Source organism: Nocardia sp. NPDC004151, assembly GCF_042874235.1.
Lineage (GTDB): Bacteria > Actinomycetota > Actinomycetes > Mycobacteriales > Mycobacteriaceae > Nocardia.
The window spans coordinates 32034-47036 of sequence record NZ_JBIAMR010000003.1 but is presented as its reverse complement, the minus strand read 5'-3'; the positions used below and the strand labels follow the sequence as shown (position 1 = coordinate 47036).

The 15003-nt window shown below is 67.7% G+C and carries 15 protein-coding genes; 8 read left to right on the top strand and 7 right to left on the bottom strand.

The window, feature by feature from the left end:
• Positions 1 to 10 precede the first annotated feature (10 nt).
• From ACFYTS_RS07675 to ACFYTS_RS07650, 6 genes are all read right to left on the bottom strand, one after another.
• Positions 11 to 1111 (bottom strand): ABC transporter substrate-binding protein, encoded by a 1101-nt coding sequence (locus tag ACFYTS_RS07675; protein ID WP_357281965.1) that lies wholly within the window; start codon positions 1109 to 1111, stop codon positions 11 to 13.
• Between the two features lie 79 nt (positions 1112 to 1190).
• The gene (locus ACFYTS_RS07670) at positions 1191 to 1985 is read right to left on the bottom strand and encodes an ABC transporter permease (RefSeq protein WP_387302837.1); all 795 of its coding nucleotides are present in this window, start codon (positions 1983 to 1985) and stop codon (positions 1191 to 1193) included.
• 32 nt (positions 1986 to 2017) lie between these two features.
• A complete protein-coding gene (locus tag ACFYTS_RS07665) occupies positions 2018 to 2770 on the bottom strand; it encodes an ABC transporter permease (protein WP_387302157.1) in 753 nt (250 codons plus the stop codon).
• Positions 2767 to 3570 (bottom strand): ABC transporter ATP-binding protein, encoded by an 804-nt coding sequence (locus ACFYTS_RS07660; protein WP_357281969.1) that lies wholly within the window; start codon positions 3568 to 3570, stop codon positions 2767 to 2769. Before ACFYTS_RS07660 ends, ACFYTS_RS07665 begins: the two co-directional genes overlap by 4 nt.
• Before the next feature lie 85 nt (positions 3571 to 3655).
• Positions 3656 to 4009, bottom strand: a complete 354-nt coding sequence (locus tag ACFYTS_RS07655) for a hypothetical protein (RefSeq protein ID WP_387302155.1) — start codon at positions 4007 to 4009, stop codon at positions 3656 to 3658.
• Positions 4010 to 4237: 228 nt separating this feature from the next.
• On the bottom strand, positions 4238 to 5203 hold the full coding sequence (locus ACFYTS_RS07650) for a hexose kinase (RefSeq protein ID WP_387302153.1): 966 nt from the start codon (positions 5201 to 5203) through the stop codon (positions 4238 to 4240).
• An 83-nt stretch (positions 5204 to 5286) separates the two neighbouring features.
• Between ACFYTS_RS07650 and ACFYTS_RS07645 the strand changes: the two genes are divergently transcribed.
• Positions 5287 to 5727, top strand: a complete 441-nt coding sequence (locus ACFYTS_RS07645) for a DUF4254 domain-containing protein (RefSeq protein WP_357281975.1) — start codon at positions 5287 to 5289, stop codon at positions 5725 to 5727.
• Positions 5728 to 6016: 289 nt separating this feature from the next.
• Here the strand turns inward: ACFYTS_RS07645 and ACFYTS_RS07640 are convergent, their stop codons facing one another.
• Positions 6017 to 7534 (bottom strand): ATP-dependent DNA ligase, encoded by a 1518-nt coding sequence (locus ACFYTS_RS07640; protein WP_357281977.1) that lies wholly within the window; start codon positions 7532 to 7534, stop codon positions 6017 to 6019.
• A gap of 105 nt (positions 7535 to 7639) precedes the next feature.
• Here ACFYTS_RS07640 and ramB point away from each other — a divergent pair, with 105 nt between their 5' ends.
• From ramB to urtE, 7 genes are all read left to right on the top strand, one after another.
• The gene (ramB, locus tag ACFYTS_RS07635) at positions 7640 to 9049 is read left to right on the top strand and encodes an acetate metabolism transcriptional regulator RamB (protein WP_387302150.1); all 1410 of its coding nucleotides are present in this window, start codon (positions 7640 to 7642) and stop codon (positions 9047 to 9049) included.
• A 60-nt stretch (positions 9050 to 9109) separates the two neighbouring features.
• On the top strand, positions 9110 to 9715 hold the full coding sequence (locus tag ACFYTS_RS07630) for a hypothetical protein (protein WP_387302148.1): 606 nt from the start codon (positions 9110 to 9112) through the stop codon (positions 9713 to 9715).
• A 309-nt stretch (positions 9716 to 10024) separates the two neighbouring features.
• Positions 10025 to 11260 (top strand): urea ABC transporter substrate-binding protein, encoded by a 1236-nt coding sequence (gene urtA, locus ACFYTS_RS07625; protein WP_387302834.1) that lies wholly within the window; start codon positions 10025 to 10027, stop codon positions 11258 to 11260.
• A 104-nt stretch (positions 11261 to 11364) separates the two neighbouring features.
• Entirely contained in the window at positions 11365 to 12249 is an 885-nt protein-coding gene (gene urtB, locus ACFYTS_RS07620) for an urea ABC transporter permease subunit UrtB (RefSeq protein WP_357281983.1), read from the top strand.
• Positions 12246 to 13433, top strand: a complete 1188-nt coding sequence (urtC, locus tag ACFYTS_RS07615; protein WP_387302146.1) for an urea ABC transporter permease subunit UrtC — start codon at positions 12246 to 12248, stop codon at positions 13431 to 13433. Before urtB ends, urtC begins: the two co-directional genes overlap by 4 nt.
• Positions 13430 to 14320 carry an urea ABC transporter ATP-binding protein UrtD gene (urtD, locus tag ACFYTS_RS07610; protein ID WP_387302144.1) on the top strand — a complete coding sequence of 297 codons (891 nt, stop codon included), beginning with the start codon at positions 13430 to 13432 and terminating at the stop codon, positions 14318 to 14320. Before urtC ends, urtD begins: the two co-directional genes overlap by 4 nt.
• Complete coding sequence (gene urtE / locus ACFYTS_RS07605) at positions 14304 to 14996, top strand: urea ABC transporter ATP-binding subunit UrtE (RefSeq protein WP_357281988.1); 693 nt, start codon at positions 14304 to 14306, stop codon at positions 14994 to 14996. The genes urtD and urtE overlap by 17 nt, the downstream gene beginning before the upstream one ends.
• The last annotated feature ends 7 nt before the right edge of the window (positions 14997 to 15003 follow it).

Below are 15003 nucleotides of genomic sequence, written 5' to 3'. Positions count from 1 at the left end.
CGATCCCGTTCTACTGCTTCAGTTCCGGGTGCTCGGCGAACGTCTCCTTCAGCACCGACAGGTCGAACAGCTGGTCGGCCTTGATGTCGATCTTCGACTTGCCGAGCGCCGCGATGTTCTGCGCGATGAGCTCGTCGGTCATGGTGAACAGGCCGTTGGCCTTGGTGTTCGCGGAGACCACGAGATCGTTCTGCGCCATCGCCTCCAGTGACTGTTCCTTCAATTCCAGGCGCTGGTCCTTGCCGTACACCTCGACGGCCAGGCGCGCCGCCTCGCTCGGATTGGCGACGGCGTCCTTCCAGCCCTTCACCTCCGCCATCAGGAACGCCTTGAGCTTGTCGCGCTCGGTGTCGATGGTCTTCTGGTGCACGGTGAGCGTCTCCGCGACCAGCGGCAGCCCGAAGTCGGCGAACAGGAAGTTGACATTCTGGAATCCCTTGGACGCCAGGGTGATCGGCTCGTTGGTGGCGTAGCTGACCCAGCCGTCCACCTCGCCGTTGGCCAGCGGCGTCGGATCGTATTGCGCGGGCACCACCGTGACGTCGCCGGGTGACATGTTGTTGGCGGCGAGCAGCGCGTTGAAGATGAGCTGATTGGTGTCCTGCACCCCGATCTTGCGACCCTTCATGTCCTGCGGGCTGCGGATCGGCTTGTTCGCGGCGCTCACGATGCAGAAGGGGTTCTTCTGATACGTGGTGCCGACGATCTTGGCGGGCAGACCTTCCAGAATGGCGGGCGCGGTGGTCTGCGGCGCGGACATGCCGATCCAGATCTTGCCGGTGCCGAGCCCGGCCTCCACCGAGGTGCTGGCCGCGCCGCCCGCGATCAGATTCACCGAACCGAATCCGGCGTCCTTGTAATAGCCCTTGGAATCGGCGAAATACTCCCCCGCGAATTCGATGTTCTTCAGCCAGGACAACTGCACCGCCACGGTCCCGAACTTGGAACCGTCGGCGACACTGCCGTTCCCGCCGCCCGACGAGTCCTTTCCGCAGGCGGCGAGCACCCCGGCCGCGCTCACCGCCGCACCGGCCAGCCCGGCGTAGCGGAAGAAGGAACGACGGCCCATGGACAACTGCGCGGCCGGAACCGGCCGGAACAAACCACTCATGCGGCGAATGTAGGCGGTTTCGATTTCCGATTTTTTGCTTTGACCAACGTATTTGTATGCGCCGCGTTAACTCGTGTGCTCAATCTCGTCCGTTGCGCGGCGAGAACCGCGCCAGCACCAGGTTCTCCAATACGCCGACCACCGCGTAGGCCACCACCGACACCACCGTGACCAGCGCGATCGAGGCCCACAACCGGTTGTACTGGAACGTGGGAATCGCGCGGATCAGGCCCGCGCCCAAACCTGTTCCGCTACCCAGCCATTCGCCGAGCAGTGCCCCGATGAGCGCGCCCGGCACCGAGATTCGCGCCGCCGCGAACACCGACGGCAGCGCGGCGGGCAGCGCCACCATGCGCAGGGCCGTCCAATGCGAGCCCCCGTAGGCGACCACGAGTTCGGTGGCCTGCCGGGGCGCGGATCGCAAGCCGGTCATGATCATCACCAGCGCCGGGAAGAACACCACGATCGCCGCCATGGCGGTCACGCCCAGCAGCCCGCGGCCGAACACCAGCACGATGATCGGGGTGATCGCGACCAGCGGCACCGACCGCAGCAGCATGGCCACCGGCATGAACGCCTGCGCCACCGCCGGGACGCCCACGAACACCGCGGCCACCAGCAGCGCCGCACCCATCCCGGAACCGAACCCGATCGCCGCGTCCCGCAGCGTGATCCGCAGTTCGCCGAAGATGACCTTGCGGGCGGACTCGGAGGTGGGCCCGGTGACCAGGTACCGCCACACCTCGCCCGGACTCTTGCCGACCAGCCCGACCTGCGGATACAGCTTCAGGAAGCCGTACCACAGCGCCACCAGCAGGATCAGCGAAACCAGCAGCGGCAATAGGAATCTGCCGATCGGCCGCAGCACGTTCAGGGTTCTCATCACGCCTCCGGTCGCCGTCCGCATCACGCCTCCGCCCGAGTCCACGGCACCGCGATCCGGGCCACCAGCGCCACGATCGCGTAGCCGAGCCCGGCCAGCGCGGCCGCGGCCAGCGCCATGCCCCAGGTGCGCGGCACGTTGTAGGCGGTCTGCGCGGCGGTCAGCGCCACCCCGATACCGCTGTCCACGCCGCCCAGGTACTCGCCGATGATCGCGCCCAGCACCGCGGACGGCGCGGCGATCTTCAAGGCCGCCAAGGTGTTCGGCAGCGCCGCGACCAGCTGCACCCGCCACAGTCGCTGCCAGCGTCCGCCACCATAGGCGCGCACCAGGTCCAGTCCGGTGGGATCGGCCGAACGCAGCCCCGACACCGTCCCGACCATGGTGGTGAAGAAGCAGTACATGGCGGCCAGGAACACCGTCGGCGTGCGGCCGCCGAACACCACCAGGATGATCGGCCCCAGCGCCAGCAGCGGCGTGCAGTAGCTGAGGATGGCCAGCTGGGTGACCAGCATTTCGATCGGCGGGATCAGCACCACCAGCACCGCCAGCGCGATGGCCAGCCCGTTCCCCCACGCGAAGCCCTGCAGCGCGCCCCACGCGGTGATCCGGAAGTTCGGCCCGTAGAGCGCCCAGCCGTCGGCGTACATGGTGTGTAGCACCCTCCACGGGCTGGGCACCGTGCCGCCCGCGACGCGCAGCTCGGCCAGCAGGGTCCACAGCAGGAGCAGCGCGAGAATGCCCGCCGCGCCGCCGATTCGGGACAGGCGGTTCATTCCGTCGCCACCCCTCCGTGCCCGCTGCGCCCGAACAGCAGCTCCGACAGATAGTCGTGCAGCTTGTGGAATTCGGGGGTCCGCATCATCTCCGGGGTGCGCGGCCGCGGCAGGTCGATCTCGACGATCTCCACCACCCGGCCCGGCCGCGGACTCATCACCGCCACCACGTCGGAGAGGAAGACGGCCTCGGCGATGCCGTGCGTGACCATCAGGGTGGTGGCGGGCTTCTCGGTCCAGATGCGCAGCAGTTCCAGGTTCAGCCGCTGCCGGGTCATGTCGTCGAGCGCGCCGAACGGTTCGTCGAGCAGCAGGATGGTCGGCTTCACCACCAGAGCGCGAGCGATCGAAACCCGTTGCCGCATACCGCCGGACAGCTGCGCGGGCTTGCTCTTCTCGAAGCCCTCCAGCCCGACCAGCGCGATCAGGTCCGCGATCAGCTCCCGGTCCACCGGCAGGCCCGCCACCTGCAACGGCAGCTTGATATTGGATTCCACACTGCGCCACGGCAACAGCGCCGAATCCTGGAACGCGATCCCGAATTGATGCCGCCGCCGCAGCTCGGCCGGGGTCTCGCCGTTGATCCGCGCCGTCCCCGCCGACGGCGACTCCAGATCCGCGAGAATCCGCAGGATCGTCGACTTGCCGCAGCCCGAGGGCCCCAGCAATGACAGGAACGCGCCCTGTTCGGTGTGCAGATCCACCGCGTCCAGGGCGGCCACCGTCCGCCGTCCGGACCGGAAGGTCTTGCTCAGCCCGCTGATGTGAATGCCCGTCCCCGCGGCCACTTCCGAACTCATAGGGCCACGGTAGGTGCCCGCAATTGCGGGCGGATTGCGAATGAACGGACGAGATGACCGACTTGTTACGGTGCGGCCGGATCGCTCACCAGAAGCTCGACGGCTCGAACCAGTCCCGCGCCTCGCGGCGAAACAGCAGCACGATCACCGCCAACGACACCAGCGGACCCAGCGGACCCGGCGGCCGACCGTCCAGGATCGACGGCACCGTCCAGAACATGTTCAGGACCGCCACCAGAATCGCGCCGACCCGGATCGCCTGGCCCTCGGAATGGAAGGTCAACCCCACCAGCCCGAGCAGCAGCGCCGGGACGAACGGCACCCCGGTCACGATGGCCGCCTTCGAACCCATCAACCAGCCCGAGGCCGCCACGCACATCACGCCCAGCACGCCCATACCCACGGCGAGCACCTGCGCCGCGCGCACCATCCGCGGCATGCGATATCCATTCCCGACACCCGACCCTCGATCGGGTTGAGTCTCCAGGTCCGACACTCCCCCAACGTAACCCCGAGTCATCGCCCGATCGGGCCACCACGCCGCCGGGTCTGTTTCTCCCTGTGTGCTCCTCGCGGCCCACGGTCGGCACGTCGCGGTCTGTCGGTTCTCGGCCCCGGCGCGGACTACGGCCGGGCGCTCGGAGTCGACAGCCCGTGCCGGTGCGGTCTACGACCGGACCGCGACCGTCTCCAGTTCCCGCACCCGCACGGTGGGCAGCAGGCGGTCCCGCAGCACCCGGTCGATCTCGCCCGCGACCGGGATCACCACCGCCGCGGCGGAGGTGGCGACCGCGTCGGCGAGCAGTACCGGCCAATCGGCGGCGGCCTCGGCGGCCAACGCCGCGATGATGGCCGCCACCGCCGCGTCCCCCGCCCCGGTGGGGTTGCCCGCCAGCGGCTTCGGCAGCGCGGCCGTCCAGGCCCTGGTCGGGGTCACCGCCACCATGCCGTCGCCGCCGCGGGTCACCACCACCGCGCCCACACCGTCCGCGATCAGTGGATCCACGGCCGCCAGGATCTCCGGAACGGTGGCCGCCGGGCGGCCGGTCAGCCGTTCCAGCTCCTCGACATTGGGGGTGAGCACGATACCCGGCACCCGCGCCGCCAATTCCAGTGTCTGACCGTCACAATCGCAGACCGTCGGCACGCCCCGGGCGATGGCGGTGCGGGCCAGCTCGGCGGGCAGCCCCGCGCTCACCCCGCCCGGCAGCGACCCGGAGATGACCAGCCCGCTCATGTCCGACAGCAGCCCCGCCACCCGCACCCGCAACTGATCCACCGCGCGCGGCTCGGTGATCCGCGGCCCCGGCTCCCACAGCGCGGTCGCGGTGCCGTCATCGGACTCGCTGATCACCACGGTCCGCCGCACCCACGGCAGCGCGTGCACGAAGTCCACCGGCATCTCGAGTTCCGCCGCGGCCGCGAAGGAGTGATCCGAGAACCCGGTGGCGCGGGCGTACTTGCCGAGCTGGTTGAGCACCCGCGTGACATTGATGCCACGCCCGCCCAGCCGCTGGTCCACCGAATGCACCCGATGCGCGCGACCACGCTCGAAATGCTCCACCCGGTAGGTCATGTCGTAGGCGGGGTTCATGGTCACGGTGACGATCACCTCACCATCACGGCACGTCACGGCACCGGATGCAACCCCTGGACGGCAATGTGGCACCGAATGTCGTTGCCGTTCGGAGACATTCGAGGGGCAGGATGTCGGCCGTGCATTCGCTCCCGCCGAAACACCTCCTGCTGCAGGCCTGTCGCGGCCTGCCCCCCGACGATCATCCGGTACTGCGCTGCGCCGGATTACTCGCGGACCTGCACGAGCGGCGGCTCACCTCCGCCGATGGCACCAACCGCATCGACCACGACCGGGCCCGGCTGGTGCACGACATCGACTGTTGGGTGGCGGCCGAGATGCCCAAGGCCGCCCGCGACGCGCACCTGCACACCGAGACCGTCGGCACCGTGGTGGACCGGCTGGCCCAGTTCTCCGCGCTGGCCTACCTGTCCCTCGCCATGTCGCCCGACGCCGCCATGCTGGACGCCGCCCAGCGGCTCACCGAATTGGCCATCGCCTATGAGGATCTCGCGGGCGAACTCGCGGCGGGCCGCCGCCGGCTGCCGAACCTCACCGGCACCCACGACTACGAATCCTGACCGCCGCGAGAGATGACCGCGGCCGGCGGTGCCCGGCGAGGGGGCGGGGCACCACCGGCCACACAGGTGGACCATGCGCAATCCACCGTCGAGCCGGCGGATGGCACGGGGCGTGCAGGGAATTCCGCGTGGGAGATGCGGTGGCAGTTCCTGCGACGACCCGTCACCTGACAACCGTCCGCCGAAGCTCGACCATCGAATCGTGCGATACGAATCTCGGAGCGACCCAGGTTTCAGCTGTGAATCCCCTGTGAGAGGACCGGCGCTCGGGATCCTCGGGGAAAACCAGCTATTTCGCCCCGGGTAGCAGGGCCCGAATGGTGTCGATGGTGTCGGCCTGGTGGGGGTCCTTGTCGGGGCGATAACGAACGACCCGGGCGAAGCGGAGGGCGACTCCGCCGGAATAGCGGGGGCTGGTCTGCACTCCGTCCAACGCGATCTCGACCACCAGTTCCGGATGGAGATAGACCGTATTCGCGTCGCGATCGCGTTCGTGACGGGGGAATTCACTGGTCTGCCATTGCAGCAGGGCATCGGTGAGGCCCTTGAACGTCTTGCCGACCATGATCGGCGGCCCGCCCCGCGGATCCCGCGCGCCCAGATGGAGATTCGACAGATAACCGGTGCGGCGGCCGTAGCCCCATTCCGCGCCCAGCACGATCAGGTCGAGAGTGTGGGTGGGCTTGATCTTCTGCCAGGCCCGCCCGCGACGGCCCGCCGCATACGGCGCGTCGAGGGATTTGATCATGATGCCTTCGTGCCCCGCGGCGAGCGCACCGTCGAAATACTCGGCGGCGCGTTCGGGATCGGGGGCGATGAGCGCCGGGATGCCGAGACCCCCGGCCACCTCGGTGAGCGCCCGGCGGCGATCCCGCAACGGCGCGTCGAGCAGATCCTCCCCGTTCAGATGCAGGCAGTCGAAGAAATACGGGTGCAGCAGCAGTTCCTGCGCGACGGTCGCACCGAAGCGGCTCATGGTCTCCTGGAACGGCCGCGGCCGCCCGGAATCGTTGAGCGCCAGGGTTTCTCCGTCGAGCACGACACTGGTGCAGTCCAATTTCCGCACCAGTTCCACCAATTCGGGAACGCTCGCGGTGATCTCGCGCAGGGTCCGGGTGAATACCCACACCTGGTCGCCGTCGCGGTGCACCTGGATGCGCGCGCCGTCCATCTTGTGCTCGACGCTGACCTGCCCGTCGAATTCGGCCACCGCCTCCTCGAGGCTGGCGCCGGGCGAGGCCAGCATGGGCTGGATGGCCCGCCCCACCTGGAGCCGGAACGCCTCCAGGGCCGCCGCCCCGCCGGTGCGGGCCGCGACCGCGGTGACCGGCAGCTGCCCGGACAGCATGTGCGCCCGCCGCACCGCGGCGATCGGCACATCGAAGGCGACGGCCACGGCTTCGGCGACGATGGCGGTCAGCGCCCCCTGCCGCATCTCCCCGGTGAGCAGGCGGATCAGGAAGTCGTGCTCGTCGCGGGTGGCGGCCCCGAACAGGGTGGCCAGCAGCTCCTGCCGCCGGGCGGCCGACCCGGAGCCGCTCACCCCGGAAAGCTGCTCGAAGAAGTTGTCCACGGTGTCCACGGCCAGGGTGGGGACGGTCCCGGACTCCACCTCGAGCCCGGTCAGCGTTCGCCATCCGGTGCCGATCCGACCTTGGGTCAGCTCGCCGGACAGCCACGCCACGACCTGTGCCAACTCCCCCGCCTCGGCCCGTTTCAGCAGCTCGGCGAAGATATTGATCTTGTTCTTGCGCGACGATGTCGCCCGTACGGCGGCTGATGCTTCGACCACTTCGGACAAGAGCATTTCCCGACGGTATCCCGGGCCACCGACATCGGTGTGATGCATTGCTCAGCGGGTCTGTTAATCCTGCGATTGGCAGGGATGTGAATTCGCCAATAAACTGGGCGCATGGCCAAGACTTACGTCGGAGCGCGGCTGCGGCAGCTGCGCACCGAGCGCGGTTTGAGTCAGGTCTCGCTGGCCAAGAAGCTCGAGATCTCGGCTAGCTATCTCAATCAGATCGAACACGACGTGCGCCCGCTCACCGTACCGGTATTGCTGCGCATCAGCGAAGTCTTCGGCGTCGACGCCGGCTTCTTCTCCTCCCAGGACGACACCCGGCTCATCGCCGAACTCCAGGAGGTCGTGATGGATCAGGAACTCGGGGTGGAGGCCGACGCGCAGGAGATCGCCGAAATGGTGTCCGCGCATCCGGGTTTGGCGCGCGCGATGGTGAACATGCACCGCCGCTATCGGAACACCACCGCCCAGCTGGCCGCGGCCACCGAGGACCGGTTCGCCGACGGCAGCGGTTCGGCCGCCATCTCGAAACCGCACGAGGAAGTCCGCGACTACTTCTATCAGCGCCAGAACTACATTCACGAATTGGACACCGCCGCCGAGGAACTCACGCATCGCATGCGTTTCCACGGCGGCGACCTGAAACGTGAGATCCCGCGCCGCCTCTCCGACGCCCACGGTGTCCAGATCGTCGAACGCATCGACCTCGGCGACGGCGTCCTGCACCGCTTCGACCCCGTCGCCCGCCGCCTCGAAATCGCCCCCCACCTCTCCGGTGGTCAACGCGTCTTCAAACTCGCCGCCGAACTCGCGTATCTGGAATGCGGCGACCTCATCGAAAAGCTGGTGGCCGAGGGCAATTTCTCCAGCGAGGAGTCGATCGTGCTGGCGAAATTGGGCCTGGCCAACTATTTCGCGGCCGCGACCGTCCTGCCGTACACCCATTTCCACGAGGTGGCCGAGGACTTCCGCTACGACATCGAACGCCTGTCGGCCTTCTTCACGCAGAGCTACGAGACCATCTGCCACCGCCTGTCCACCCTGCAGCGCCCCAAACTGCGCGGCGTCCCGTTCTCCTTCGTCCGCGTGGACCGCGCCGGCAATATGTCGAAACGCCAGTCCGCGACCGGTTTCCACTTCTCCTCCAGCGGCGGCACCTGCCCCCTGTGGAATGTCTACGAGACCTTCGCCTACCCCGCGAAGATCATGACCCAGATCGCCCAGATGCCCGACGGCCGCAAATACCTGTGGGTGGCCCGCACCGTGGAACGCCGCGCCACCCGCTACGGCGAACCCGGCAAAACCTTCGCTATCGGCCTTGGCTGCGAACTCCGCCACGCCGGCCGCACCGTCTACGCCGACGGCCTGGACCTCAACGAGCCCAAGGCAACTCCGATCGGCGCCGGCTGCCGGGTATGCGAACGCTCCAACTGCCCCCAACGCGCCTTCCCACCCCTCGGCAAATCCCTGGACATCAGCGAACACCGAAGTTCCATCTCCCCGTACATCATTCAGTGACGGATTCGATGACCCATCCGGGCGGGCAACGCCCGCGGAATTCCGTACGAACATGATGACGTGAATATCAAGCAGGTTATCGCGACGGCCGGTCTCACCATTGCCGCGCTGGCGATTACGGGGGGCACGTCCTACGGCGCGCCGACCTTCGATCCGGCCACGGTGCATTCCGTCCAGCATGCCGCGCAGGACGCGAACGACGTGGGCTTCTCCATTGTTCGCTCGGATGCGGACAAGACCGTCACCACCACCCTGACCGGGGGCACGTTCCAGCTCACCGACACCGCGGTGAACATCCTCGACGGAAACGGCATCGTCACTTCCACGATGCCGCTCTCGGTGACCATCGACGGCACCGATCAGGTGCTCTCGCTGAACCCCAGCATCGCTGACGACGGCGCCGCACTGGTCGCACACCCGACCGCCACCGCCGTCGCGGAGGGCACCGCCCAAACCGGCAGCGCCAACGCGGCGACCGGCGCGCTCATCGGGGGCATCTTCGGTCTCGTGGTCACCGTCATCAGCCTCGGTTTCGGGTTCATGGCGATACCCGCCGGGATCCTGCTCGGCGCGATGATCGGCGGGATCAGCGGCTCCGGGACGCCGAGCAGCACCAGGCCGTGCTACTCCGTCAACCGGAACACCAACCTGGTGTACTGCTACTGACCGCTGCGAGCCGTAAACCCCACCTCACCATCGCTTTCGAGCCGGTGCCAGCTTCCGCTGGTACCGGCTTTCGCCTGTTTCGTACCTGTTGACCTGCAACGATGCCGCCGTCGCACGATCGCAAAGCTACTGCGGTGAGCAGAAATTCATCAGCGGGCAACACAGGAAATCCGACATTCATCGAGAGTCATTCCGGCGCAACAACTCCCGTTTACCTTTCGTTCCACGAATACAGCCGCTGTATACGTAAGCGAACCGAAGGATGCGCCGATGCACGACTCTTCCCGCCGGGACAGGGCTTCCCGCCTGATGAAGGCGATCACCATTCCGACCGCGCTGGCGCTGTCCGCCGTCATGGTCGCCGGTTGCGGGTCGCGCGACAGCGACACCGCGTCCGGATCCAATGCCAAGTCCTGCGTGGACACCTCGAAGGACACCATCAAGATCGGTTCGCTGCACTCGCTGACCGGCACCATGGCGATCAGTGAGGTCACCGTCGCCAATGCCACCAAGCTGGCGGTGGATCAGATCAACGCGGCGGGCGGGGTGCTCGGCAAGAAGGTCGAGGTGGTGCTCGAGGACGGTGCGTCGGACCCGAAGACCTTCGCCGAGAAGGCCGAGAAGCTGGTCAGCTCCGACTGTGTCGCCGCGGTGTTCGGCGGCTGGACCTCCGCGTCCCGCAAGGCCATGAAGCCCAAGTTCGAATCGCTGAACTCGCTGCTGTACTACCCGGTTCAGTACGAGGGCCTCGAGGACTCGAAGAACATCTTCTACACCGGCGCCACCACCAACCAGCAGATCATCCCCGCGCTGGACTACCTGAAGCAGAAGGGCGTCACCTCCCTCTACCTGGTGGGTTCGGACTACGTCTTCCCGCAGACCGCCAACCGGGAGATCAAGGCCTACGCCAAGGCCAACGGCATCGAGATCAAGGGCGAGGACTACGCGCCGCTGGGCTCCACCGATTTCTCCACAATCGTCAACAAGGTGCGCAGCGCCAAGGCGGGCGCGGTGTTCAACACCCTCAACGGCGACTCCAATGTGGCCTTCTTCCGCGAGTACGCGAACGCGGGCCTGAAAGCCGCCGAGATGCCGGTGGTCTCGGTGTCCATCGCCGAGGAAGAGGTCGGCGGCGTCGGCGTGCAGAACGTCGCGGGCCAGCTGACCGCCTGGAACTACTACCAGACCGTCGACACCCCGCAGAACAAGGCGTTCGTCTCCGCGTACAAGGCCGCCTTCGGCGCCGCCAAGCCCACCTCCGACCCGATGGAGGCCGCCTACACCTCGGTCTTCCTGTGGAAGAACACCGTGGAGAAGGCGAAGTCGTTCGCGGTGGCCGACATTCAGAAGGCCGCCGACGGCGTCAGCTTCGACGCCCCGGAGGGCACCGTCACCATCGACGGGTCCAACCACCACATCACCAAGACCGCCCGCATCGGCGAGATCCGCCCCGACGGACTCATCTACACCGTGTGGGACTCGGGCAAGGCCATCGCGCCGGACCCGTACCTGAAGAACTACGACTGGGCCAAGGGCCTCAAGTAACTCCCGGCGGCCGCCGATGAGGGGCGGCTGGTGCGGTGCGCCACCCCGCGCGCCGCACCAGCCGTACGGCGTTCTCCACCAATAGAACTCACGAGGTATCTCACATGGACGTCGCTGTCGGACAGCTGTTCACGGGTCTGAGCCTGGGCTCGATCCTGCTGCTCGCCGCGCTGGGCCTGTCACTGACCTTCGGTCAGATGGGCGTCATCAATATGGCGCACGGCGAATTCATCATGGCCGGTTGCTACACCACTTATGTTGTGGAGCAACTGGTCTCGGCGACCGGTGTGGCGCTGATCGTGTCATTGTTCGCCGGTTTCCTGGTCGGCGGTCTGCTGGGCGCCGCCCTGGAAATGGGGCTCATCCGCTGGATGTACGACCGCCCGCTGGACACCCTGCTGGTCACCTTCGGTGTCGGGCTGGTGCTGCAGCAGGCGGTGCGCGACATCTTCGGCGCCCCCGCCAAGAACGTGGTCGCGCCCGAATGGCTGACCGGCGGCATCGGGATCGCGGGCACCGTGGTGCCCAAGACCCGCATCTTCATCATGGTGCTGGCCGTGGTGGCGGTGATCGCGCTGGCCACCGCGCTCAAGACGACCCCGCTGGGCCGGCGCATCCGGGCGGTGGTGCAGAACCGCAGTCTGGCCGAAACCTCCGGCGTCTCTTCACGTCTCACCGACGTCAGCACCTTCTTCATCGGGTCGGGACTGGCTGCCGTGGCCGGTGTCGCCCTGACCCTGATCGGCTCCACCAGCCCCACCATCGGGCAGTCGTATCTGGTGGACGCGTTCCTGGTGGTCGTGATCGGCGGCCTGGGACAGATCAAGGGCACCGTGATCGCGGCCTTCGGTATGGGGCTGCTGAACTCGTTCATCGAGTACTCGACCACGGCGACGGTCGCGAAGGTGATCGTCTTCATCGTGGTCGTGATCTTCCTGCAGGTCCGCCCGCAGGGTCTGTTCACCGTCCGGACGAGGAGTCTGGCATGACAACCATCCAGCGCCTGAGCGCCAACTCTTCGCTGAAAGCCCTGGGCGGCTTCGCTATCGCCGCCATCGTGCTGTTCGGGCTCGCGCCCGCGCTGCTCAGCGATTTCCGGCTGAGCCTGCTCGCCAAGTTCCTGTGTTTCGCCATCGTCGCGGTCGGCATCGGCCTGGCGTGGGGCCGCGGCGGCATGCTCACCCTCGGCCAGGGCGTGTTCTTCGGGCTCGGCGCGTACATCATGGCCATGCACCTGCAGATGGCCGACGCCGCCAAGGCGCACGAGGACGTGCCGGAGTTCATGGTCATCGCCGGCGTGCCCGAACTGCCGTCGTACTGGCGGCCTTTCGAGTCCGCTCCGGTGGCGATCCTGGCCATCGCGGTGCTGCCGGCCGCGCTGGCGGCGGTGCTCGGCTTCGGCGTCTTCAAGCGCCGGGTCAAGGGCGCCTACTTCGCGATCCTGAGCCAGGCGCTGGCGGCGGCGCTGGCGATCCTGCTCACCGGGCAGCAGACCATCGGCGGGTTCACCGGTTTGAGCGACTTCCGCTCGTTCTTCGGCTTCCGCCTCGACGATCCGGTGAACCGGCGCATGCTGTTCTTCATCGCGGCGGCCACGCTGCTCGCGGTGGTGGCGGTGGCGCGGCAGCTGATGCACAGCCGGTACGGCGAACTCCTCGTCGCCGTGCGTGATCAGGAGGAGCGGGTTCGATTCCTCGGCTACGACCCGGCCAATATCAAGATCATCGCCTATGTGGTGGCCGCGTTCTTCGCGGGTATCGCGGGCGCGCTGTTCACCCCGATCGTCGGGATCATCTCCCCCGCCGACATCGGTGTGGTCCCGTCCATCGCGTTCCTGATCGGCGTCGCCATCGGCGGCCGCACCACCCTGCTCGGTCCGGTGCTGGGCGCGATCGGCGTGGCCTGGGCGCAGACCACGTTCTCCGAGAACTTCCCTTCGGCGTGGACCTACTTCCAGGGCGCGCTGTTCATCGTGGTGGTCGGTTTCATCCCGGCCGGGCTGGCCGGATTCGGGCCGATGGCCAAGCAGCTGCTGGAGCGGTGGCGACCTGCCGGGGCCGCCGACACCGCCCCGGCGCCCGCCGAACCCGCACCCGCCGCCGACACCGCGGCCGACACCGAGCCGCATGCCGAAGCCGAGCCCGCCGCCGAGCAGAAGGTGGAAGCCCGATGACCACACCCGCACCGAAGCCCGGCGGCAACGCCGGCATGGACAGCGAATACCTCGAAATCCGCGGCCTCTCGGTCAGTTTCGACGGCTTCAAAGCCGTCTCCGACGTGGACCTCACCGTCCTGCAGGGCGACCTGCGGTTCCTCATCGGACCCAACGGCGCGGGCAAGACCACCCTCATCGACGCCATCACCGGACTGGTCCCCGCGACCGGTTCGGCGCAGAAGACCGGCGCCGAGCTCATCGGCCGCAAGGTGCATCAGATCGCGCGCCTGGGCGTCGGCCGCACCTTCCAGACCGCGAGCGTGTTCGAACAGCTCACCGTGCTGCAGAACCTCGATATCGCGGCGGGCGCGGGACGGTCGGCGCTCACCATGCTGCGCCGGCGCAAGTCGGTGCTGCCCGCCATCGAGCAGGCGCTGGAGACGACCGGGCTCACCGCGCTGCGCGACAAGCCCGCCGGCGTGCTCGCGCACGGCCAGAAGCAGTGGCTCGAGATCGGCATGCTGCTGGTGCAGAACGCGTCGGTGCTGCTACTGGACGAACCGGTGGCGGGCATGAGCGCCGAGGAACGCGAGGAGACCGGAAATCTGTTGCGCCGCATCGGCGGTGAGCGGGTGGTCATCGTGGTCGAGCACGACATGGACTTCATGCGCGCGTTCGCCAGTTCGGTGACCGTGCTCGCGGGCGGCCGGGTGCTCAGCGAGGGCACGGTGGAGCAGGTGCAGGCCGATCCGAAGGTGCAGGAGGTCTACCTCGGCACCGCCGCGGCCGGTGAGCTGCCGCCCGCCGAGGCCGCGGAACACACCGCCGCCCAGGAGCACACCGCCGCCGGCGCGGAGCAGGAATCGGACGAGGCGAAGGAGGCCACGAATGCTGGAACTCGTTGACCTACACACCGGCTACGGCCGGACCGAAGTGATTCACGGTGTGTCCCTGACGGTTCCGGACAATGGCGTGGCCGCCATCATGGGCCACAACGGGGCCGGCAAGACCTCGCTGCTGCGCGCGGCGGTCGGCCTGCTGCCCGCCAAGTCCGGGAAGATCCGCTTCGGTGGCGAGGACATCACCAAGATGTCGCCGTCGCGGCGGGTCAAGCGCGGCATCGCCTACGTGCCGCAGGGGCAGCAGAGTTTTCCACAGTTGTCCACAATGGAGAACCTGCAGGTGGTGGCCGACGGCCGGGCCAAGGGCAAGGAACTCATCGCCGAAGCCCTGGACCTGTTCCCGGCGCTGCGGGAACTGTTGACCCGTAAGGCCGGCCTGCTCTCCGGCGGTCAGCGCCAGCAACTGGCCATCGCCCGCGCCCTCATCACCGAACCGAAGCTGCTGATCCTGGACGAGCCGACCGAGGGCATCCAGCCGTCGGTGGTCGCCGAGATCGAGCGCACCATCATCGATCTCACCGCCCGCGGCGGTCTGAGCGTGCTACTGGTGGAACAGCACATCGGTTTCGCGCTGCAAGCCGCGCAGCAGTTCTACGTGCTGCGCTCGGGCCGCGTCACGTCCTCCGGGGAGGGCGGTGCGGGCGCGGAATCCGCGGTGCGCCTGGCCATGGCGATCTGATCGGACA

Excerpts from the sequence above, each read along its gene's own strand:
- urtE (WP_357281988.1), top strand. The coding sequence starts at position 14,304 with ATGCTGGAACTCGTTGACCTACACACCGGCTACGGCCGGACCGAAGTG.
- urtD (WP_387302144.1), top strand. The coding sequence starts at position 13,430 with ATGACCACACCCGCACCGAAGCCCGGCGGCAACGCCGGCATGGACAGC.
- ramB (WP_387302150.1), top strand. The coding sequence starts at position 7,640 with ATGGCCAAGACTTACGTCGGAGCGCGGCTGCGGCAGCTGCGCACCGAG.
- urtC (WP_387302146.1), top strand. The coding sequence starts at position 12,246 with ATGACAACCATCCAGCGCCTGAGCGCCAACTCTTCGCTGAAAGCCCTG.
- urtA (WP_387302834.1), top strand. The coding sequence starts at position 10,025 with ATGAAGGCGATCACCATTCCGACCGCGCTGGCGCTGTCCGCCGTCATG.
- ACFYTS_RS07655 (WP_387302155.1), bottom strand. The coding sequence starts at position 4,009 with ATGCCGCGGATGGTGCGCGCGGCGCAGGTGCTCGCCGTGGGTATGGGC.
- urtB (WP_357281983.1), top strand. The coding sequence starts at position 11,365 with ATGGACGTCGCTGTCGGACAGCTGTTCACGGGTCTGAGCCTGGGCTCG.
- ACFYTS_RS07660 (WP_357281969.1), bottom strand. The coding sequence starts at position 3,570 with ATGAGTTCGGAAGTGGCCGCGGGGACGGGCATTCACATCAGCGGGCTG.
- ACFYTS_RS07665 (WP_387302157.1), bottom strand. The coding sequence starts at position 2,770 with ATGAACCGCCTGTCCCGAATCGGCGGCGCGGCGGGCATTCTCGCGCTG.
- ACFYTS_RS07640 (WP_357281977.1), bottom strand. The coding sequence starts at position 7,534 with ATGCTCTTGTCCGAAGTGGTCGAAGCATCAGCCGCCGTACGGGCGACA.
- ACFYTS_RS07675 (WP_357281965.1), bottom strand. The coding sequence starts at position 1,111 with ATGAGTGGTTTGTTCCGGCCGGTTCCGGCCGCGCAGTTGTCCATGGGC.